This is a genomic window from Streptosporangium sp. G12, assembly GCF_052983175.1.
The window spans coordinates 14,842-32,806 of sequence record NZ_JBRIQO010000029.1 but is presented as its reverse complement, the minus strand read 5'-3'; the positions used below and the strand labels follow the sequence as shown (position 1 = coordinate 32,806).

Sequence of the window (17,965 nt, the reverse complement as noted above, 5' to 3'; positions counted from 1 at the left end):
CTGCTCGCGACCTCCCGCGACGGTCGGTAGGGCCGCCGGTACGGACGGGGTACGAGTGGTGCTGCTCGGGGGAAGTCGGGAAGCCGACCGTCGCCCGGGCGGTGACCCACCTTGGTCTCCGGATCGGCGGGACGGGCCTGGGATACCCTATGTTTACGTAAACATAGGCCGGACGGTCTCCCTGGACGACAGGCAGGAGCGGGAGTGACAGCTGACCACGGGCCGCGCTGGCTTCGCTGGCCCTCGGAGACCTCGCGGCGCCGGCTGGCCTTCGGCGCGGACTACAACCCGGAACAGTGGTCGCGGGAGGTGTGGCGGGACGACGTCCGGGCGATGCGCCAGGCCGGAGTGAACATCGTCTCACTGGCGATCTTCTCGTGGGCACGGCTCCAGCCACGGGTCGACCGATGGACCTTCGACTGGCTGGACGAGGTGATGGACCTCCTGCACGCGCACGGCATCGCCGTGGACCTGGCGACCGCCACCGCGTCCCCGCCGCCGTGGCTGACCGCCAGGCACCCGGAGATCCTTCCCGTCGACCACGAGGGCCGCACGCTGTGGCCGGGCGGGCGCCAGCACTGGCGCCCGACGTCGCCGATCTTCCGCGAGCACGCCCTGCGCCTGGTCCGGGCCATGGCGAGGCGGTACGGGAGCCATCCGGCGCTCGCCGCCTGGCACGTCTCCAACGAGCTCGGCTGCCACAACGTCTACGACTTCTCCGAGGACGCCGCCACGGCGTTCCGCGCCTGGCTGCGCGACCGGTACGGCACGGTGGAGGAGCTGAACCGGGCGTGGGCGACGGCGTTCTGGTCCCAGACCTATGACGGCTGGGAGGAGGTCCTGCCGCCGCGCCTGGCCACCTCCTATTCCAACCCCACCCAGCAGCTCGACTTCAAGCGGTTCTCCTCCGACGCCCTGAAGCACTACCTGCGGGCCGAACGCGGCGCGCTGGCCGAGCTGACGCCCGAGATCCCGGTCACCACCAATTTCATGGTCATGGGCGAGACCAAGGGAATGAACTACGCCGACTGGGCGCGCGAGGTCGACTTCGTCTCCAACGACCACTACCTGCAGACCGGCCCGCAGGCGCAGGACGAGCTGTCGTTCTCGGCCAACCTGACCGGCCGGCTCGCCGGGGGCGAGCCCTGGTTCCTGATGGAGCACTCCACCGGCGCGGTGAACTGGCAGCCGGTCAACACGGCCAAGAGGCCCGGCGGTATGGTCCGCGACTCGCTGACCCACGTGGCGTACGGTGCGGACGCCGTGTGCTTCTTCCAGTGGCGGCAGTCGGCGGGAGGGGCCGAGAAGTACCACTCGGCGATGATCCCGCACGCCGGCACGGACAGCGAGGTCTTCCGCTCGGTCGTGGACCTCGGCGCGACCCTGGAGAGGCTCGCGCCGATCGCGGGGACGCGACGCCGGCGCGCCGCGGCCGCGATCGTATTCGACTGGGACTCCTGGTGGGCCAGCGAGCTGGACTCCCACCCCACGTCACGGCTGCGGTACCGGCAGGAGGCGCTGGACTGGTACTCGGCGTTCGCGGCGGCCGGAGTGCGGGTCGACGTCATCACCTCCGCCGACGCGTTCGCGCACTACGACCTGCTCGTCGCCCCGGTCCTGTACGTCGTTCCGCGGGGGCTCGCCGACCGCCTGAGCGAGTACGCGACCGGCGGCGGCCATCTCGTCACCACCTATTTCTCCGGCATCGTGGACGAGCACGACCACGTGTGGCTCGGCGGCTACCCCGGCGCGCTGCGCGATCTGCTCGGCATCCGGATCGAGGAGTTCGGGCCGCTGCCGGACGGCGACCGGGTGGACCTCGACCTCGGCGTCTCCGGCACACTGTGGAGCGACCGGATCGACGTCGCCGGGCCGGACGTCGAGGTCGTCGCCCGCTACACCTCCGGCGAGTACGCGGGCCGGCCCGCCGTCACCACCCGCACGGTCGGGACCGGCTCGGCGTCCTACGTCTCGACCAGGCTCGGCCCCGAGGGCCTGGGCCCGGTGCTCTCCCGGCTCCTGGCGGCCGGAGGGGTGCGCCGCGAGCTTCCGGCCGCCGTCGCCGGAGCGGTGGAGCTGGCGGTCCGCACCGGTGACGACGCCGACTACTGGTTCCTCATCAACCGCACCGACGAGAGCGTCGCCGTGGGCGATGCCGGTGAGGTCGCGGGCGAGGTCCTCCAGGCCCCGTGCCTGGCCGCGGACCTCACCCTGGCTCCCCGCCAGGTGTGCGTCCTGCGCCGGCCGGCCCTGCGGCGGGACGAGGAGCACGGCGGGGTCACCGGACGGTGAAGCCCTGTTCCCTGCCGTACGCGACGGAGGCGTCCTGCCACGCCTTCAGGCCGTCCTGCAGGGTGACGCCGCTGATGTAGGCCTTGCCCGCGGTGTCGTTGAAGATCCTGTTGGCGTAGACCTGGTAGGGCAGGTAGGACCAGCCTCCGACGACCTGGCCCGCCGACTCGGCGAGGATCCGGTTGACCCGCTGGCCGCCGAAGTAGGGGAACTCCTTGTCCTGGAAGGCCGGGGAGGCCAGCTCAGCGGTGGTGGCGGGGAACGCGCCGCCGTCCAGCCGGGTCCGCACCCCCTCGTCGACGCCGGCGTACTTGAGGAAGGCGTAGGCGAGCGTCTTGTTCGCGCTCGCCTCGGGAATGGCCAGCGAGCTGCCACCGCTCTCCGAGGTGGCCCTGCCGCCGCTCTCCCACTGCGGCATGGGGGCGACCCGCCACTTGCCGAACCCGGCCTTGACGCCGGTCTCGAGGTTGGCGGGCATCCAGGCACCGATCACGAGCGTGGCGATGGTGCCGTCGCCCAGGCCCTTGTACCAGGCGTCGGTCCACCCGGTGACCGGCGCGACGAGCTTGTCGCCGACGAGTTGCTGCCAGGCCGAGGTGAACTTCCGCGTGCCGGCGTCGCCGAAGTCGACGCTCACCGTGGTGCCCTCGACCTTGTACGGCTTGCCACCGGCCTGCCAGATCATGCTGGTGACGAACCCGGGGTCGCCGGTGTCGCTGGTGATGTAGGCCTTGGGGTCGGCGGCGTGCAGTTTCCTCGCCGCCGCGATGTACTCCTCCCAGGTGGCCGGGACCTCGATGTCGTGCTCGTCGAAGACCTCCTTGTTGTAGAACAGGGCCATCGGCCCGGAGTCCATGGGCATGCCGTGGATCCCGCCGCCGGAGCGGACGGCGTTCCAGGGGCCGGGGGTGAAGGTGCCGTCGAGCTTGTCCGCGCCGAAGCCCGTCAGGTCGGCGACCGACTTGGCGAGCACGAACTGCGGCAGGGCGAAGTACTCGATCTGGGCGATGTCGGGGACGCCCGACCCGGCCTTGATCACGTTCTGCAGGGCGGCGTAGTGGTCGTTGCCGGTGCCGGCGTTGACCAGGTTGACCTTCACCTTCGGATATTTGGCCTGGAAGCCGGTGACCACCTGCTTCAGGGTCGGTTCCCAGGCCCAGATCGTGATGCCGCCACCGGCGTCCAGCGCGGCCTGGAGGTCGGTGGCGGACGCGCTCCGGGCGGGCGGGGCGGCCCCGGAGCCGCCGCCGGAGGGGGCGCAGGCGGCGGTCATCAGCGACACCGACAGTGCGGCGCCCAGCAGGAGGGCGTGGCGGCGGGTTGTCGTCATGGATGTCCCTTTCGTGGTTGTACCTGGGGACGGTTCGGGCGCGGCCTGGGTCACTCCTTGACGCTTCCGGCGGCCAGGCCCGACTGCCAGTACCGCTGGAGCAGCAGGAACGCCGCGATCAGCGGGACGATGGTGAGCAGCGAACCGGTGATCACGAGGTTGAAGATCGCCTCGCCCCCGATGGTGGACGCCTGGGCGTTCCACTCCTTGAGGCCGAGGGTGAGCGGATACCAGTCCGGGTCCTTCAGCATGATCAGCGGCAGGAAGTAGTTGTTCCACGTCGCGACGACCGCGAACAGCAGGACCGTGACGATCCCGGGCGCCAGCAGCGGCAGGCCGATGCGCAGGAACGCCTGGAACTCCCGCGCCCCGTCCACCCGCGCCGACTCGAGGAGCTCGTCCGGTACGGCGTCGGCGGCGTAAATCCACATGAGGTAGAGGCCGAACGGCGAGATCAGCGACGGGATGATGATCGCCCACGGGGTGTTGGTCAGGCCCATCCCGGAGAACATCAGGAACGTCGGGACGGCCAGCGCGGTGCCCGGCACCGCCACCGCGCCGATGACGACGGCGAAGACGGCCTTCCTGCCGGGGAAGTCGAACTTCGCCAGCCCGTACCCGGCGACCGTGGCCAGCAGCGTCGCGCCGCCCGCGCCCACGACCACGTAGAGCAGGGTGTTGAGCAGCCAGCGGGTGAAGATGCCGTCGTCGTAGGTGAAGGTGTCGGCGATGTTGCGGAACAGTGCGAAGTCGGGGTGGAACCACAGGCCGGACGAGCCGAACAGCCCCTCCTGCGTCTTGGACGCGTTGATCAGCAGCCAGGCCAGCGGGAGCAGCGCGTAGACCAGCATGATCGCGGTCAGGGCGGTCAGGGTGGCGCTGCGCCGGTTTCGCCGCGCGGGGTGGTGCCGGCGGCCGCGCCGGATCACCAGCGGGCCGGACGAGGCCCGCGCGCGGGGCTTCCGGGTGGTCGCGGGGGTGGCGGTCACGGTCGGTCCCTCCTCATCCCGCGGAGCTGGACGACATAGGCGATGATCATCGTGATCACGCCCATGACGATGGCGACGGTCGCCGAGTAGTTGAACCGCTGGCCGTCGAAGGACAGCGAGTACGCGTAGAGGTTCGGCGTCAGGTAGGTCGTGATCACGTTCGGCGCCAGGGTCCTGAGGATGCTGGGCTCGTTGAAGAGCTGGAAACTACCGATGATCGAGAAAATCGTCGCGATCAGCAGTGCTCCGCGCAGCGCGGGGAGCTTGATCGCGTAGACGATCCGGAGCTGGCTCGCCCCGTCGATCTCCGCGGCCTCGTACAGGGACGGATTGACCACCCGAAGGGCGGAGTACAGGATCAGCATGTTGTAGCCGACGAACTCCCACGTCACGATGTTGCCGATCGACGCGAGGATCAGCTCGGACGACAGCGGGTCCGGCAGCGACACCCCGAACGTCTCGTTCAGGTTGCCGACGAGGCCGAACCGGGTTCCGTACATGAAGCCCCACATGAGCGTCGCGACCACCGCGGGCACGGCATACGGCAGGAACACCGCGATGCGGAAGAAACTCGTCCCGTACAGCCGGCCGCTGTCGATCGCGAGAGCCACCAGGAGCGACAGGAACAGCATGATCGGGACCTGCACGACCAGGAAGAGCGTCACGTTGCCGAAGGCGGACCAGAAGCGCGGGTCGCCCAGCACCGCGAGGTAGTTGTCGGCGCCGACGAAGGCGGTCCCGCCGATCAACCGGGTGCGGAACAGGCTCAGGTGGATCGAGTACACGACCGGCGCCAGGAAGACGAGCGCGAACACCGCGATGAACGGCCCGACGAACCGCCATCCCGCCCACGACCGCCCCCTGCGGGGCGCCGTCCTCCGGCCGGCCGTCGTGCTCACCCGCGGTGCTGCGACCACCGGTTCCCTCCCGCCTACCGATGATGTTTACGTAAACATCACCCCCGGAAGGAAGTGTCTAATAAAACCGACACAAGGTGATGAGTGATAATCCGTAAGTAATGATTACGTAAACGTTCGTGCGGTATCGTGACACCGGTCACACAGGTCGTCAAGGTTTCCCCGGCGCCGACGGCCGTCCGGAACACACCAGAAGGGTGAGAACGATGAACGGCGGTGGCCGGCAGCAGCCGGGAACGACCCCCGGCGGCGCGCAGCGCGGCGGGTCGGGCGTCCCCGGCGGACGCCGCAAGCAGCGCGTCTCCATGGCCGACGTCGCCATGTTGGCGGGCGTCTCGTCCCAGACCGTGTCCCGGGTCTCGAACGGCCATCCGGGAGTGGTCGACTCGACCCGCGAGCACGTGCTCGCGGCGATGCGCGAGCTCGGCTACCGGCCCAACAGCGCGGCCCGCGCGCTACGGTACGGCCAGTTCAACACCATCGGCGTCATCCTCTTCAGCCTCGCCTCCACCGGCAACAGCCGCACGGTCGAGGCGATCGCCACCCACGCCGCCGCCGAGGGGTACGCCATCACGCTGATCCCCGTCGACGTGCCGACCCAGGACAACGTGCTGGGGGCGTTCACCCGGATGGGCGAGCTCGCCGTGGACGCGGTCATCGTCATCATCGAGATCCACCTGCTCGACGCGGGCACCGTGACCCTGCCCCCCGGGGTCCCCGTCGTCATCGTCGTGGACTCCGACGCCGGCGACCGCTACGGCGTCGTCGACACCGACCAGGCCGACGGGGCCCGGCGGGCCGTCCACCACCTGCTCGACCTGGGACACCGGACCGTCTGGCACGTGACGGGACCGCGGGCCTCCTACGCCGCCCAGCGCCGCACCCAGGCCTGGCGCACCACGCTCGAGGAGGCCGGACGGCCGGTGCCGGCACCCCTGCACGGCGACTGGTCGGCCGAATCCGGCTACGCCGCCGGTCTCGCGCTCGCCGACGAGCCCGGCTGCACGGCGGTGTTCGTCTCCAACGACCAGATGGCCCTCGGGCTGCTGCGCGCCCTGCACGAACGCGGCCGGGTGGTCCCGGACGAGATCAGCGTGGTCGGCTTCGACGACATCCCGGAAGCGGCCTTCTTCATCCCGCCCCTGACGACCGTCCACCAGGACTTCGCGGAGGTGGGCAGGAGATGCGTGCAGCGGGTCCTGGTCCAGATTCGCGAGAACCAGACCTCCCGGCCGGGCACCGATCTCGTCCCGACCCGCCTGGTGGTACGCGACAGCACGGCCTCCCCCGGAAGGTGACCGGGCCCGGCCGCCGCCCTCGCGCGGAGGGCGGGCGAAGAGATCCCGGGTCCGGCGAGCCGCACGGCGGCTCGCCGGAGATCACGTCGTCACGCGGAAGGTGGCGTCACCGCGGCCCTGCGCGTCGCCGATCGGGTCGAGCCGGAGCAGGTAGTCGTAGTGCCTGATGTACCGGTCGGGGTAGTTGTACGACTGGAAGGACGTCCACGACGCGTTGGCGAGCCCGGCGACCTGGCGGAACGTGGCGTCCCCCGCGAAGGTGGCGGTGCCGTCGTCGGGCGCGAGAACGAAATCGTACCCGTAGTGCCGCAGGTAGTACCCGGGGTAGTTCACCGACGCGAAGGACACGTGGCCGCTGCCGTTCGCCAGGCCGGGCACCAGCCGGAACTGCGCGTCCTGGGCGGGGCTGACGTTCGCGTCGATGCGCACGTCGAGGTTCGCGTGCCGCACGTAGCGGGTCTGGAAGTTGTACGACTGGATGCGGTTGACCGGCGCGGTGGCGCCCCAGCGGCCGAGGACGCGGTCCTCCTCCGCGGCGGTCAGGTTGAGGATGGAGCCGTGGCGCTTGCGGTTGGTGCCCATGCCGTAGTCGGAGCGCGTCTGGAAGTTGCGCGTGCTGCCCAGGTTGGTGGAGGTGATGGGCATGTAGCCGCGGCCGGTGGCGTACTGGTCCAGCCACAGGGCCCACTCGTTGCGGCCGTTGAACTGCGCCCACATCGGGCCCTCCACGACGTTGCCGCCGCCCGTGCCGTTGGAGATCCCCATGTGCGACAGGTTCCCGAGGGTCGTCCAGGAGCCCAGGATCGAGTTGCTGGCCTCGATCGTGATGTGGCCGTCCGCCGAGGCCCGGTAGTACCGGTAGCCGCCGACGCCGCCGGGCACGTCGACGATCTGCGTGTCGATGATGCCCTGGCCGGTCCCGCGGTCGATGTACAGCTGCGGTGCGGAGAAGCTGCGGAAGTCAGCGGTGCGCGTGTACCAGATGCGGTGCTTGGTCACGCCGTTGCGGAGCGAGTTCGTCGCCCAGTACAGGACGTAGTCACCGGTCTCGGGGTTGTAGATGGCCTCGGGCGCCCAGGCGTTGCCGGCGCCGGGGATGGCGCCCGCGACGTTGATCAGCCACGGAGCCGACCAGTTCACCAGGTCGCGCGACTCCCACACGACGAGCGAGGTGCTCCCCCGGTTCGCGGCGTCGCTCCACGAGGTGCCGGCGGCGATGCGCAGGTCCGTCGCGACGATCCAGTACCGGTCGCCGGCGGGAGACCGGACGAGGGCGGGGTCGCGGACCCCTCGGGTGCCGACCGTGGAGCGCAGGACCACCGCGCCGTTGTTCAGGTCGGTCCAGCGCAGGCCGTCGTCGCTGTGGGCGAGGTAGATCTGCTCGCCGCTCGCCGACTCCCCGGTGAAGTGCGCCATCAAGTACCCGGTGAAGGGTTCGAGGGCGGCCGCCTCCTTCGGGACGGCCAGCGACCACGAGGTGAACATCAGGCAGGCGGCGAGCACCGCGCCCACCCGGGACAAGGCTTTCAACATGCGTTTCTCCTTCGGGAGCGGGCACGATGGGGCGGACGGCGCCGTCAGCGGCGATCCATCCGGTCGAGGGTGGTCTCCCTGCCTCCTCGTCGTCGGCGGCGCCGGGCTCGGCGCCGTTGGGAGCTGGACGGGTACAGGGGCCGCGTGCCGTGCGGGCCGGCCGGGGCGGGCCGGCTCCCGTGGCCGGGCGCGGGCCGGCGGCCTCGCGTACGCCCGGGTCCGAGGGACACGGGCGCGTCACATCTCCCCCCGCCTATCGGGTCAGGAATGTTAGCGCTAACAATTCATATCGCGAAGATTTATCTTTTATGACATTGTGTGGCCGCCGACATGCCGAAACGCAAACAGACAACCGCGGCCGGGCAGGGGTTACATCGGCGTCACATCAGTGTGATCGCCAACATCCGGCCGGTCAATACCCCCATGACACCCGGCCGGCGAGCGATCACCTCCGACCGGCCGTCGAGCGACGACAGGCCTCTTGAAAGAGCAGGTCAGCGGTACCGTATCGGCCTGCCGGCAGAGCACGGGCCGCTCCCGTCCGGTAATCCGGGTGTTGACAACCTTGCTGTCATCGTTAACACTCTGCGAAACGCGCCGGAAACACGGACGCGGCCCGATCCTCACCGTCCATCGGCGATCCGGGATCCGGTCATCACTCCAAGGATTACCGAAACCTCGGGCAGAAAAAAATGTTAGCGATAACATAACCTCGCCACGCCGACCGCCGGCATGCAGGGCCTGCGCTCCTGCACCGCGCCGATCAACGCCAAGCACGCCACCATCACCCCGATCACCGCGGTGGAACCGGCTCACGTCGTGCGACTTCCCGGACCGCTGCATCCGGCACTCCGGCCACGTGCTGCGGGAGGTCCCCGAGCCGGCCGGTCGCGCGCTCGACGGCTGTGCGCTCGACGGCCGCGTCAGCTCGGCGCGGTTCCGGTGCTCTCCCGCACGATGAGCTCGGGCTCCACCAGCCGCCGGGGCTGGCTCGGTCTGCCCGCCATCTGGTCGAGCAGCACGTGGAAGGCGTGGCTGCCGACCTCCTCGAAATCCTGCCGGACCGTCGTGAGCGGGGGCCAGAAGTAGGCGGACTCCGGCACGTCGTCGAAGCCCACCACGCTGACGTCCTCGGGAACGCGCCGCCCGGCCTCGCGCAGCGCTCTCAGCACGCCCAGGGCCATCTGGTCGTTGCCCACGAAGATGGCCGTGACCTCGGGGTCCTGTGCCAGGCGGCGGCCGAGCTGGTAGCCGGAGCGCGAGCTCCAGTCCCCGCGCAGCACCTCGGGAACCCGGTGCCCTCCGGCCTCCAGCACCTCGCGCCAGCCCTCGACCCGGCCGTTGGCGTCGATCCAGCTGGCCGGGCCCGCCACGTGCCACACCGTCTCATGGCCGAGGCTGAGCAGGTGCCTGGTCGCCCGTGCCGCTCCCGCCCGCTGGTCGACCATGACCACGGGGACGGAGAGGCCGGCCCCGGCGTCGACCGCGACCACGGGGATCTCCGACGACAGGTGGCGCAGGCCGTCGGCCGCCGACTCGTGCGGCGCGACGATGATGACGCCGTCCACCGACTGGGACCGCAGCTGGCGCAGGCTCTCCTCTATCGAGCGACGGTCGAGCGTGCTCAGGCTGGCGATGCTCACGGCGTAGTCGTTGAGCCTCGCGGCACGCTCGATGCTGTAGAGGGTCGAGGCCGGACCGTACAGGGTGGTGTCGATGCTGACCACGCCCAGCACCCCCGACCGTCCCGTGGCGAGCTGGCGGGCGGCGGCGTTGGGCCGGTAGTCCAGCTCCTGCACCGCGGCCAGCACGCGCGCCCGGGTTTCGGTGTGCACCCTCTCGGGCGCGTTGAGCGCCCGGGAGACGGTCATCGCCGACACTCCGGCGAGCGCGGCGACGTCCTCCAGCACAGCAGGTCTGGAGCGCGGCGGGCCGTCGTTCGATTTCGCCTTCAAAGCAGCTCACCCCCTATGCGATAACGCTAACAGGAGTTCCGGGCCCGTTCCGCTACGACGGGCACCGTCCGTACCGGGATCGGGTCACGAGGACGACCTCGTCGGCGGCACCGCGATGTCCGATGCCGCCGTGGCGAGAGGTGGGGCCGCGTCCATGACGAACGACTCCGGCGGTGACAGGGTGCCCGGGGTGGAGAAGGCGAGCACCGCCGCCCTATTCGAAGAGGGACGGGTCTCCGGTGCCTCGGCGGAGGATCTCGGGCTCACCCTGCGAGAAGTCGACGACCGTCGTCGGGACGGCGCCGCACTCGCCGGAGTCGATCACGGCGTCCACCACGTGGTCGAGCCTCTCCTTGATCTCCCAGCCCTGCGTCAGGGGCTCGGTCTCGTCGGGCAGCAGCAGGGTGCTCGACACCAGCGGTTCGCCGAGTTCGGCCAGCAGCGCCTGCGTGACGACGTGATCGGGGATCCGGACGCCGACCGTCTTCTTCCGGGGATGCAGCAACCGCCGCGGTACCTCCTTGGTCGCGGGCAGGATGAAGGTGTAACCGCCGGGGGTCGCCGCCTTGACCGAGCGGAACAGCGCATTGCTTACATGCACGAATTGGCCGAACTGAGCGAAATCTCTACAGACCAGGGTGAAGTGGTGGTCGCTGCCAAGGTCGCGGATCTCCCTGATCCGGTCGATCCCCTCCTTGTTGCCCAGCCGGCACCCCAGCGCGTAGCCGGAGTCCGTCGGGTACGCGATCAGCCCGTCCCCACGCAGAAGCTCGACCACCTGGCCGATCAGCCGGGGCTGGGGACTGTTCGGATGCACATCAAGGTATTTCGCCACACCCCGAGCTTAGAAGCGAATACCACCCCGCGTGACACCGGCGCGGCTCACCGTACTGACCATCGAGACGTTCCGCCCGTTCCACGAGGCCCACTTCCGCCTCCTGATGGGTGAGGTCGTCTTCGCCGACCAGCACGGCGACCATCGCGAGCAGACGGCGTCCTCACCGTCCGTCCCGGAGGGGGTCACCTCCTGCGGGCGGTCACCAGGGTGAAGCCGAGGAACTCGCCGCCGTCCGCGACGAGCATGTCGATCACCGGCTGATGCGCGACACGCTTTTCCGGCCGGTGGTCGGCGCAGGCTCTGGCCCAGAGCAGCCAGTTCTCCCAGCCGCCCTCCTGCAACCGGGCGGAGGTGACCTCCACCAGCTCGGTGATCTCCCACTGGAAACGCCACCACTGTGGCGTGTGCCAGGCGATGGCCTCCCAGCCGACCACTTCCTTGATGTGCGCGGGGATCGCCCCGAGCTCGCGGACCTCGCGCGTCATCCCGGGGGTGGCCATCCCGAGCCGGCCTCCGGGACGGAGGAACCCCACCAGGTAGGGCAGGTAGCTGTCGGCCGTGCCGAAGTACTCGAAGGCGTCGATGCTCACGATGGCGTCGAAGCTCTCCTTCTCGAACGGCAGGACGTGGGCCTCGGCGCGCACCGCCTCCACCCGGTCACCGACGCCGGCCTCGGCGAAGACCTCCGCCGCCTCGTCCGCGCCGATCCACCAGTCGGTCGCGACGACCTGGACACCGTACTCGCGGGCCAGGAACACCGACGTCGCCCCCTTGCCGGAACCGAGGTCCAGCACCCGCATGCCGGGTTTCAGGTCGAGGTCGCGGGCGAGGTCTTCCAGCATCCACAGCGGATGGGGTCCCATGTCGAGTCCGAGCAGCCAGGCCGGATCGTAGGCGGAGGAAAGCGGGTAACGGTCGGGACGCACGAGTGCGTCGAATGCGGTCACGGGATCCGACCCAACATCATCCCGTTTCCCGCGCGCAATCGGGTTTTCCGGCCGGTGGGACCTCCGCCCGCGCCGGTCGGACCCCTTCCGGAGGAGCCGGACATGAGCGGCCCCGAGACCACCGGCTCTGGATCGCCGGTTCCAGCGGGTCGGTGTCGGCGCGGAAGCGGTCGGCCTTCCTGCCTCGTTCGACGGCCTGGACCAGATGCTCCAGGGTCGCGTCCGCGGCCTTGAGGTCTTCGAGCTCGAGGTTCGCGTCGAACATGACCCGGTACAGGTCGGGGTGGTCCAGGGCGTTGCGGAGGTGGGCGGCGACCATGCCGGCCGCCTAGAAACGTTCGGCGTACCAGGTCGGAGACTCACCGAACATGTCCTTGAAGTCCCGGACGAAGTGCGCCTGGTCGGCGTACCCGAGTTCGGTCGCCAGCCCCGCCCAGTTCACCGACGCGCCCCGCGCCAGCCGCTCGGTGACCTCGTGCAGCCGGTAGCGGCGGATCACCCATTTCGGACCGATACCGACGTACTCCGCGAACAGCCGCTGCAGTTCCCTGACACCGGTCTCGAGATGGTGGGCCAGCGTGGCGACCCGGGTGATCTCTGGATTGGCGGCGATCGTCGCGACGATCGCCGCGGCCCGCTCCGCCCTGGCGTCGCGCTCAGGCAGTCGCGCCCTGAGGAAGTCCTCGACGCCCGCGACGTCGACCGGGTCGGGCAGGTCACCGGCGAACACTTGGCTCGCGTCGACGGACCGGTTCGTGATCGTCGAGACGGGCGCGCGCAGGAACGGCCGGAATCCCCCCGGCCGGAACGTCACTCCGAACACACCGTTCCTGCCTTCCAGCACCTTGATCTGATGCCCGCCACAGACGCCCTGCACCGTCGCGCCGCCGTCACGGAAGGTCAGATGCACGTTGGGGTACGGCACGACCAGCTGCTCGTAGGGCTCAGCGTAGTCCCACGAAACCACCCAGTAGCGTTCGACGTACGGCGCCAGATCGGGGGACGGTCTCGGGAAGGAGTGACGCTGGAACCTCGTCCACGCACCGGCGAGTTCACGGACGTCCCTGGACATGCGGTCGAGCCTATGTCGCGTTTGTTCAATACACCCGTCGCGCGCCGTGTTTTCTTGGTCGCCATGCATGACAGAGAGCTGATGATCCGCGCGGCCGCGCCCTTGACGGAGATCATCCACACCATCGAGCCGAACCAGCTGAATGCCCGGACCCCGTGCTCCGAGTACGACGTGCGCGGGCTGGTCAACCACCTGCTGTTCTGGGGACCGTCGCTCGAGGCGTCCGCGCGCAAGGAGTCCGTGCCGCCCCCGGCGGGGAGCGAGACGGACGTGGACCTGACCGAGGGGGACTGGGCGGCCGCCCTTGAGATCCAGGTCAAGCGCACCGTGGCCGCCTGGGGCCGGCCCGCCGCGTGGGAGGGGACGACGCGCATGGGCGGCCCGATGGAGCTGCCGGCGTCGCTGGTCGGAGGCATGGTGGTGGGCGAGCTGGTCGTGCACGGCTGGGACCTGGCGCGGGCGATCGGCCGGCACCCGGCCTGGGACGACGACCTCGTCACGTACCTGTACGGCGAACTGGCGAAGAACGCCGCGCAGGGCCGGGAAATGGGCGTCTACGGACCGGAGGTCACCGTTCCGGCCTCATCGTCGCCGTTGGACCGCGTACTCGGTCTCACCGGCCGCGACCCCGCCTGGACCGGCTAAGAACACCGCGCGGAGCGCACGGGACCGTTCCGACGCCGTCGAAGGCGGCGCGAACATGGCCATGATCGACTGGTTTGCCGGAATCCTAGAACCCGCCGGGCGGGGCCACCTCGGCAGGACCCGCCGGACGCGGTTCTCGACCGTCCCGTTTGACAGATGTTCCGTACGGTGTACGGTATCTCGTACGGTCCCTTACCCGCCACCGGACGGTGCTCCGTGCCGTCCGGTGGCGGGTGAGGGACCGGCAGGACGCGTCGTCGACGAAGGAGCGGAACAGTGTCAGAGGTCCAGGAATCCCCGTTCGGTAGCGGTGCCTTCACGCCGACGGCCGACGACCGGGAGAGCGTCGAGGCGTGGTTCGCCGAGTACGACGCCCACAGCGCGAAGGTCGACGTCGAGCGCATGGCGGACATGGCGATGTTCCCGCTCAACGTGGTGACCGACGGTCCCGATGGCGACGGCCTGGCCGACCGGTGGACGAGGGAGCGGTTCACGCGCACGATGGCCGAGGTGATGGGAGGCGGGGAGGCGGGCGACGTCACGATGGAGTCGGTCCGCACCCCCCACTTCCTGACCGCGAACCTGGTCGTCGTGGTCACCGACGCGACGATGACGGTCAACGGCGAGGCGTACGGCATGCGTTACGCGGACCTGCTGGTGAAGTCGGGGGGCCGGTGGGTCTTCCAGACCATGGTGCAGGGAGGGTGGGCCGACGCCTGGAAGGAGACCACCGGCTCCAGGCAGGAGGCCTCCCCCGCCGGCCGGTAGAGCTCCACCGGCGCGGACTCGACCTCGGCGTGCCCGTCGATGCCGTCGTGGCCACCCCGCGGAAACACCTCGACCAGGTCGGGTCACGGCCAGGCACCCGCTGGACGCGATCGCCGGGTCGCCACCGCCGGGCGGGGTGCGGACGGTCCCGTGCGAGCTGGTCCTGCGCGAGTCGGCCGGGGTCACCCTCGGCCGAGCGGGACCCGCGCCCGGGTCCCGCCGTCGCCGGGCGCCGCGGAGTTCGGTCACCGCGGCTGCCAGCGGCCGATCTTCTTGGAGACGAGAGTGGCGCCGATGCGCGCGTAGAAGCGCTGCGCGGCCACGTTGGCCTCGGCCACCTCCCAGCGGATCACCTTGCCGTCGGCGGCTTCGGCGACGGCCCGCATCAGCAGCTCTCCCGCGCCGTTGCCGCGTTCGGCGCCGGTCACGTACAGGTCGTCCAGGGCGAGGTGGTCCTCACCCGACCAGAAGCCGATGCGCTGCAGCCAGGAGACGTAGCCGACGACCGCGCCGTCCCGCTCGGCGATCAGGTAGGTGATCTCCGGGCGGGCGAGCATCCGCTTCAGGTCGTCGACGCTCACCGTGACGCTCCGGGACTGGTTCTGGTGCTCGGCCAGCTCGCGGATGAGGCCGTGCACGGTGGGGGCGTCATCGGGCGTGGCGCGACGGATGTCCATCACGATGGTCCTTTCGGATGGGCGTTCGAGGAGTGGGTGGGGTGGTGCGCTCTCAGGCCGGTCGCCGTCGCCTGCCGGACGGGACGGGGCCCGGTCGCGCGGCGTCGGGCCGGGGGCGTTCGCCGCGCCGATGGACGGTCGCCGGGGGTGACCCGACGGCCGGGAGAACCCATCGGCCAGGAGGAGACGCTACCGGGGTCAGGTATATGGGCAGATGAGGAAACCGTACCCCGGCATGGTATGGACGAGACGGACGGATCCGGCGGGAAAAGCGTTCCGGAGGTGGGGTCAGCCGTGTTCCGCGTGCCGGCCGTGGTCGGTGACCTGGGCGTCGAACCACGCGTGCAACGCCGTGACTAGCGACGCGTCGGAGGTGGTGTAGGTGATCCGGGCGCCCGCGGGCAGTTCGGTGTAGCGGATGTCGATGCGGCTGTGGCCCTGTTCGAGGTCGCGCAGGCCCGGCATCTCACCGCCGTGGATGGAGGCGGGGTCGCCGTAGTCGCCCCTGCCGAAGCCCGCGGCCTCGGCGGTCAGGTGCTCGCGGATCAGCGTGACCTGCTCGGCGTCGGCGGGATCGTCGGAGGTGACCGTCTGCACGCCGCCGGTGGCGGACTTGGCGAAGTGGTGCGTGGTGCGCTCCAGGTCGAACGGCATCACCTGCCGGCTCCTGGCCGCGATCTCCGCCTGCCGGGCGGCCAGCGCCCACTGCTCGTTCAGGCTGGTGAGCACGTACGCCGTCGCGGCGACGACGATGAGTGCGAGCGCCGCGGCGAGCGCCTGAACGCGTCGATCCTCAAGTTTCATCCATGGCCTCCGTGAGAGTGGTCAGGGCGCGCAACACGTCGGCGCGTTCGCCCTCGGGGACACGCTCCAGAACGGCGGAGAACCGCGCGGCTCTGGCCTCGGCCAGCCGGGCCGCGGCCTTCACCCCGTCCGGGGTGAGCCGGACCAGCACACCGCGCCCGTCGTCGGGCGCCGGGGTGCGCTCGGCCCAGCCGCGGTTGATGAGCTGCGTGACCAGCCTGCTGGTGGTGCTCTTCTCCAGCCGGAGCCGGTGCGCCAGGTCGCTCTGCCGCAACGCGCCGTCCCTGGCCAGCTCGCCCAGCGCGTGGGCCTCCGACACCGGGAGGGGCTGCCCGCAGGGAGTCCGTTCCGGCTGATGGAGCCCGAAGGCCCGCACGAAGCGGGCCACGGCCTCCTGGAGTTCGCGATCATCCGCCATGGTTCGACCATACAACCAGATAGTTGCATGAGGCAACCAGATGCGGGCGGGACGGGCACGGCGCCGTCCGGCCGGCTCTGCGACGTGGCGGCCGGGACGGTGAGCCGGTGAGCCGGTGAGCCGGTGAGCCGGTGAGTCGGTGAGCCGGTGAGCCGGTGAGTGCCGATCGAGCGACGCGGCCCGGCCATCCCCCGACACCACGCGAGGACCCGGCCGCGGGCCCGGGGCATCGGCGCGACGAGCCGAACGCCACGCACCGGCACTCTCGCGGCAGCCGGCGTCAGTCGCCCGGCGCGCCCCCGTCCGCGACCTTCGCCGTCGCGGCGGGCCGGTAACGCACGTTCACGATCAACGTGGGGTCGCCGTCGCCGACCAGGTGGAGGGGGATCCGCGCACCGCCGGGGTTGTCGTACAGCCGGATGCCCTCGCCGAGCAGGACCGGCGCGATGTGCAGGTCGATCTCGTCGATGAGCCCGCGCTCGAGAAGCTGGCGGCCGATGCTCGGCGAGAGCACCTCGAGGTTCTTGCCGCCGGCCGCCGCGAGCCCGATCCGCACCGCCTCGGCCGGGTCGCAGTTCAGGAACGTGACCCCGTCGGCGGGCTTCGCGTCCTCGGGGTGGTGGGTGAGCACGAAGACCGGTCCGCTCCAGGCGCCGCCGTACACGCCGCTCGCGTCCGGGAACCGGTCCCAGCCGTCCCGGCCTCCCAGCACGGCGCCCGTGGTCTCGACGTACTCGCCGATCAGGCCCGGACGGGACGGGGTCCCGATCATCCAGTCCATCTCGTGGTCCGGCCCCGCCACGAATCCGTCCAGCGACATCGTGAAGTGCCAGAGCACCTTCCCACCCGCGGTCTGCGGCTCGGTGTCGGTCATTCGTCGCCTCCGTAATCTGCTTGCATTTTGCAATCGGTAGCCTCACGCTAGGCCATGCCGGTGGTAAATTGCAACCAGGTGGGGAGTATCGGAAGCGGGGTGCGAGGTGGCGGAGCCGGCGCGTTCGGGATGCCCGATCAATGCCGCGGTGGAGGCGTTCGGCGACAGCTGGAGCCTGCTCGTGCTGCGGGACATGATGTTCGGCAACCGGCGCTACTTCAGGGAGCTGCTCACCGGCTCGGAGGAGGGGATCGCCTCCAACATCCTGGCCGACCGGTTGAAGCGGCTGGTCAACGCCGGGCTGCTGACCCGCGAGGACGCGGGGCCGGGACGGCGGGCCGCCTACAGCCTGACCGAGGCGTCGATCCGGCTGGTGCCCGTCTTCGCCCAGCTCGGCGAGTGGGGTCTGCGCCACCGGCCGACCACGAAGCGGCTGCGGGTGCGGGCGGAGCTGCTCGCGGCCGGCGGGCCGGAACTGTGGGAGGAGTTCATGGCCGAGCTGCGGACCGTGCACCTCGGCGAACCGGCGCAGGAACGGAACGGCCCGGGCGTGCTGGAACGCCTCGCCCAGGCCCACACCGACGCGCTCTGACACCCCGTACGCGCCT

At 70.4% G+C, this 17,965-nt stretch carries 19 protein-coding genes; 6 read left to right on the top strand and 13 right to left on the bottom strand.

What is annotated here, in order from left to right; translation table 11 throughout:
- Nucleotides 1-204 precede the first annotated feature (204 nt).
- Nucleotides 205-2,292: a beta-galactosidase gene (locus ACVCAG_RS36245; RefSeq protein ID WP_447191214.1), complete on the top strand. Its 2,088-nt coding sequence runs from the start codon at nucleotides 205-207 to the stop codon at nucleotides 2,290-2,292.
- Here the strand turns inward: ACVCAG_RS36245 and ACVCAG_RS36240 are convergent.
- From ACVCAG_RS36240 to ACVCAG_RS36230, 3 genes are read right to left on the bottom strand one after another with little or no spacing between them, the layout of a single operon-like run.
- Nucleotides 2,279-3,622: an extracellular solute-binding protein gene (locus ACVCAG_RS36240; RefSeq protein ID WP_440089198.1), complete on the bottom strand. Its 1,344-nt coding sequence runs from the start codon at nucleotides 3,620-3,622 to the stop codon at nucleotides 2,279-2,281. The genes ACVCAG_RS36245 and ACVCAG_RS36240 overlap by 14 nt on opposite strands.
- A gap of 50 nt (nucleotides 3,623-3,672) precedes the next feature.
- Nucleotides 3,673-4,611, bottom strand: coding sequence for an ABC transporter permease subunit (locus ACVCAG_RS36235; RefSeq protein WP_440089196.1), 939 nt, complete (start codon nucleotides 4,609-4,611; stop codon nucleotides 3,673-3,675).
- Nucleotides 4,608-5,528: a carbohydrate ABC transporter permease gene (locus ACVCAG_RS36230; protein ID WP_440089194.1), complete on the bottom strand. Its 921-nt coding sequence runs from the start codon at nucleotides 5,526-5,528 to the stop codon at nucleotides 4,608-4,610. The genes ACVCAG_RS36235 and ACVCAG_RS36230 overlap by 4 nt, the downstream gene beginning before the upstream one ends.
- A gap of 206 nt (nucleotides 5,529-5,734) precedes the next feature.
- Between ACVCAG_RS36230 and ACVCAG_RS36225 the strand changes: the two genes are divergently transcribed.
- Entirely contained in the window at nucleotides 5,735-6,826 is a 1,092-nt protein-coding gene (locus tag ACVCAG_RS36225; RefSeq protein ID WP_447191213.1) for a LacI family DNA-binding transcriptional regulator, read from the top strand.
- Nucleotides 6,827-6,907: 81 nt separating this feature from the next.
- Here ACVCAG_RS36225 and ACVCAG_RS36220 read toward each other — a convergent pair whose 3' ends face one another.
- The 3 genes from ACVCAG_RS36220 to ACVCAG_RS36210 form a co-directional block, all read right to left on the bottom strand.
- Complete coding sequence (locus ACVCAG_RS36220) at nucleotides 6,908-8,359, bottom strand: glycoside hydrolase family 43 protein (RefSeq protein WP_440089191.1); 1,452 nt, start codon at nucleotides 8,357-8,359, stop codon at nucleotides 6,908-6,910.
- 923 nt (nucleotides 8,360-9,282) lie between these two features.
- Nucleotides 9,283-10,314 (bottom strand): substrate-binding domain-containing protein, encoded by a 1,032-nt coding sequence (locus ACVCAG_RS36215; protein ID WP_440089189.1) that lies wholly within the window; start codon nucleotides 10,312-10,314, stop codon nucleotides 9,283-9,285.
- Between the two features lie 214 nt (nucleotides 10,315-10,528).
- Entirely contained in the window at nucleotides 10,529-11,149 is a 621-nt protein-coding gene (locus tag ACVCAG_RS36210; protein WP_440089187.1) for an L-threonylcarbamoyladenylate synthase, read from the bottom strand.
- Nucleotides 11,150-11,180: 31 nt separating this feature from the next.
- Between ACVCAG_RS36210 and ACVCAG_RS36205 the strand changes: the two genes are divergently transcribed.
- A complete protein-coding gene (locus ACVCAG_RS36205; protein ID WP_440089186.1) occupies nucleotides 11,181-11,363 on the top strand; it encodes a hypothetical protein in 183 nt (60 codons plus the stop codon).
- Here the strand turns inward: ACVCAG_RS36205 and ACVCAG_RS36200 are convergent.
- The 3 genes from ACVCAG_RS36200 to ACVCAG_RS36190 are packed head-to-tail and all read right to left on the bottom strand — an operon-like array spanning nucleotide 11,335 to nucleotide 13,171.
- Nucleotides 11,335-12,099 carry an SAM-dependent methyltransferase gene (locus ACVCAG_RS36200; protein WP_447191212.1) on the bottom strand — a complete coding sequence of 255 codons (765 nt, stop codon included), beginning with the start codon at nucleotides 12,097-12,099 and terminating at the stop codon, nucleotides 11,335-11,337. The two genes, ACVCAG_RS36205 and ACVCAG_RS36200, sit on opposite strands and share 29 nt — an antisense overlap.
- A 16-nt stretch (nucleotides 12,100-12,115) precedes the next feature.
- Nucleotides 12,116-12,418 (bottom strand): hypothetical protein, encoded by a 303-nt coding sequence (locus ACVCAG_RS36195; RefSeq protein ID WP_440089184.1) that lies wholly within the window; start codon nucleotides 12,416-12,418, stop codon nucleotides 12,116-12,118.
- Nucleotides 12,419-12,427: 9 nt separating this feature from the next.
- Entirely contained in the window at nucleotides 12,428-13,171 is a 744-nt protein-coding gene (locus ACVCAG_RS36190) for a DUF6597 domain-containing transcriptional factor (protein WP_440089183.1), read from the bottom strand.
- A 63-nt stretch (nucleotides 13,172-13,234) separates the two neighbouring features.
- Here ACVCAG_RS36190 and ACVCAG_RS36185 point away from each other — a divergent pair, with 63 nt between their 5' ends.
- Both ACVCAG_RS36185 and ACVCAG_RS36180 read left to right on the top strand, forming a co-directional pair.
- Nucleotides 13,235-13,816, top strand: a complete 582-nt coding sequence (locus ACVCAG_RS36185; RefSeq protein ID WP_447191211.1) for a TIGR03086 family metal-binding protein — start codon at nucleotides 13,235-13,237, stop codon at nucleotides 13,814-13,816.
- A 276-nt stretch (nucleotides 13,817-14,092) separates the two neighbouring features.
- Nucleotides 14,093-14,584: a nuclear transport factor 2 family protein gene (locus ACVCAG_RS36180; protein ID WP_440089180.1), complete on the top strand. Its 492-nt coding sequence runs from the start codon at nucleotides 14,093-14,095 to the stop codon at nucleotides 14,582-14,584.
- Between the two features lie 245 nt (nucleotides 14,585-14,829).
- Here ACVCAG_RS36180 and ACVCAG_RS36175 read toward each other — a convergent pair whose 3' ends face one another.
- The 4 genes from ACVCAG_RS36175 to ACVCAG_RS36160 all read right to left on the bottom strand — a co-directional run bounded on the left by ACVCAG_RS36175 (nucleotide 14,830) and on the right by ACVCAG_RS36160 (nucleotide 17,357).
- Nucleotides 14,830-15,261, bottom strand: a complete 432-nt coding sequence (locus tag ACVCAG_RS36175; RefSeq protein ID WP_447191210.1) for an N-acetyltransferase family protein — start codon at nucleotides 15,259-15,261, stop codon at nucleotides 14,830-14,832.
- 288 nt (nucleotides 15,262-15,549) lie between these two features.
- On the bottom strand, nucleotides 15,550-16,065 hold the full coding sequence (locus ACVCAG_RS36170; protein ID WP_447191209.1) for a hypothetical protein: 516 nt from the start codon (nucleotides 16,063-16,065) through the stop codon (nucleotides 15,550-15,552).
- Nucleotides 16,055-16,483 carry a MarR family transcriptional regulator gene (locus ACVCAG_RS36165; RefSeq protein WP_440089177.1) on the bottom strand — a complete coding sequence of 143 codons (429 nt, stop codon included), beginning with the start codon at nucleotides 16,481-16,483 and terminating at the stop codon, nucleotides 16,055-16,057. Before ACVCAG_RS36165 ends, ACVCAG_RS36170 begins: the two co-directional genes overlap by 11 nt.
- A 280-nt stretch (nucleotides 16,484-16,763) precedes the next feature.
- On the bottom strand, nucleotides 16,764-17,357 hold the full coding sequence (locus ACVCAG_RS36160) for a dihydrofolate reductase family protein (RefSeq protein WP_440089175.1): 594 nt from the start codon (nucleotides 17,355-17,357) through the stop codon (nucleotides 16,764-16,766).
- A 106-nt stretch (nucleotides 17,358-17,463) separates the two neighbouring features.
- On the opposite strand from ACVCAG_RS36160, the gene ACVCAG_RS36155 reads away from it, so the two are divergent.
- A complete protein-coding gene (locus ACVCAG_RS36155) occupies nucleotides 17,464-17,949 on the top strand; it encodes a winged helix-turn-helix transcriptional regulator (RefSeq protein WP_447191208.1) in 486 nt (161 codons plus the stop codon).
- Nucleotides 17,950-17,965: the final 16 nt, after the last annotated feature.

What these genes read in the sequence shown, in the direction of transcription:
- ACVCAG_RS36165 (WP_440089177.1), bottom strand. Translation starts at nt 16,483, where the DNA reads ATGGCGGATGATCGCGAACTCCAGGAGGCCGTGGCCCGCTTCGTGCGG.
- ACVCAG_RS36190 (WP_440089183.1), bottom strand. Translation starts at nt 13,171, where the DNA reads ATGTCCAGGGACGTCCGTGAACTCGCCGGTGCGTGGACGAGGTTCCAG.
- ACVCAG_RS36170 (WP_447191209.1), bottom strand. Translation starts at nt 16,065, where the DNA reads ATGAAACTTGAGGATCGACGCGTTCAGGCGCTCGCCGCGGCGCTCGCA.
- ACVCAG_RS36160 (WP_440089175.1), bottom strand. Translation starts at nt 17,357, where the DNA reads ATGACCGACACCGAGCCGCAGACCGCGGGTGGGAAGGTGCTCTGGCAC.
- ACVCAG_RS36195 (WP_440089184.1), bottom strand. Translation starts at nt 12,418, where the DNA reads ATGGTCGCCGCCCACCTCCGCAACGCCCTGGACCACCCCGACCTGTAC.
- ACVCAG_RS36220 (WP_440089191.1), bottom strand. Translation starts at nt 8,359, where the DNA reads ATGTTGAAAGCCTTGTCCCGGGTGGGCGCGGTGCTCGCCGCCTGCCTG.
- ACVCAG_RS36240 (WP_440089198.1), bottom strand. Translation starts at nt 3,622, where the DNA reads ATGACGACAACCCGCCGCCACGCCCTCCTGCTGGGCGCCGCACTGTCG.
- ACVCAG_RS36225 (WP_447191213.1), top strand. Translation starts at nt 5,735, where the DNA reads ATGAACGGCGGTGGCCGGCAGCAGCCGGGAACGACCCCCGGCGGCGCG.
- ACVCAG_RS36175 (WP_447191210.1), bottom strand. Translation starts at nt 15,261, where the DNA reads ATGGACATCCGTCGCGCCACGCCCGATGACGCCCCCACCGTGCACGGC.
- ACVCAG_RS36185 (WP_447191211.1), top strand. Translation starts at nt 13,235, where the DNA reads ATGCATGACAGAGAGCTGATGATCCGCGCGGCCGCGCCCTTGACGGAG.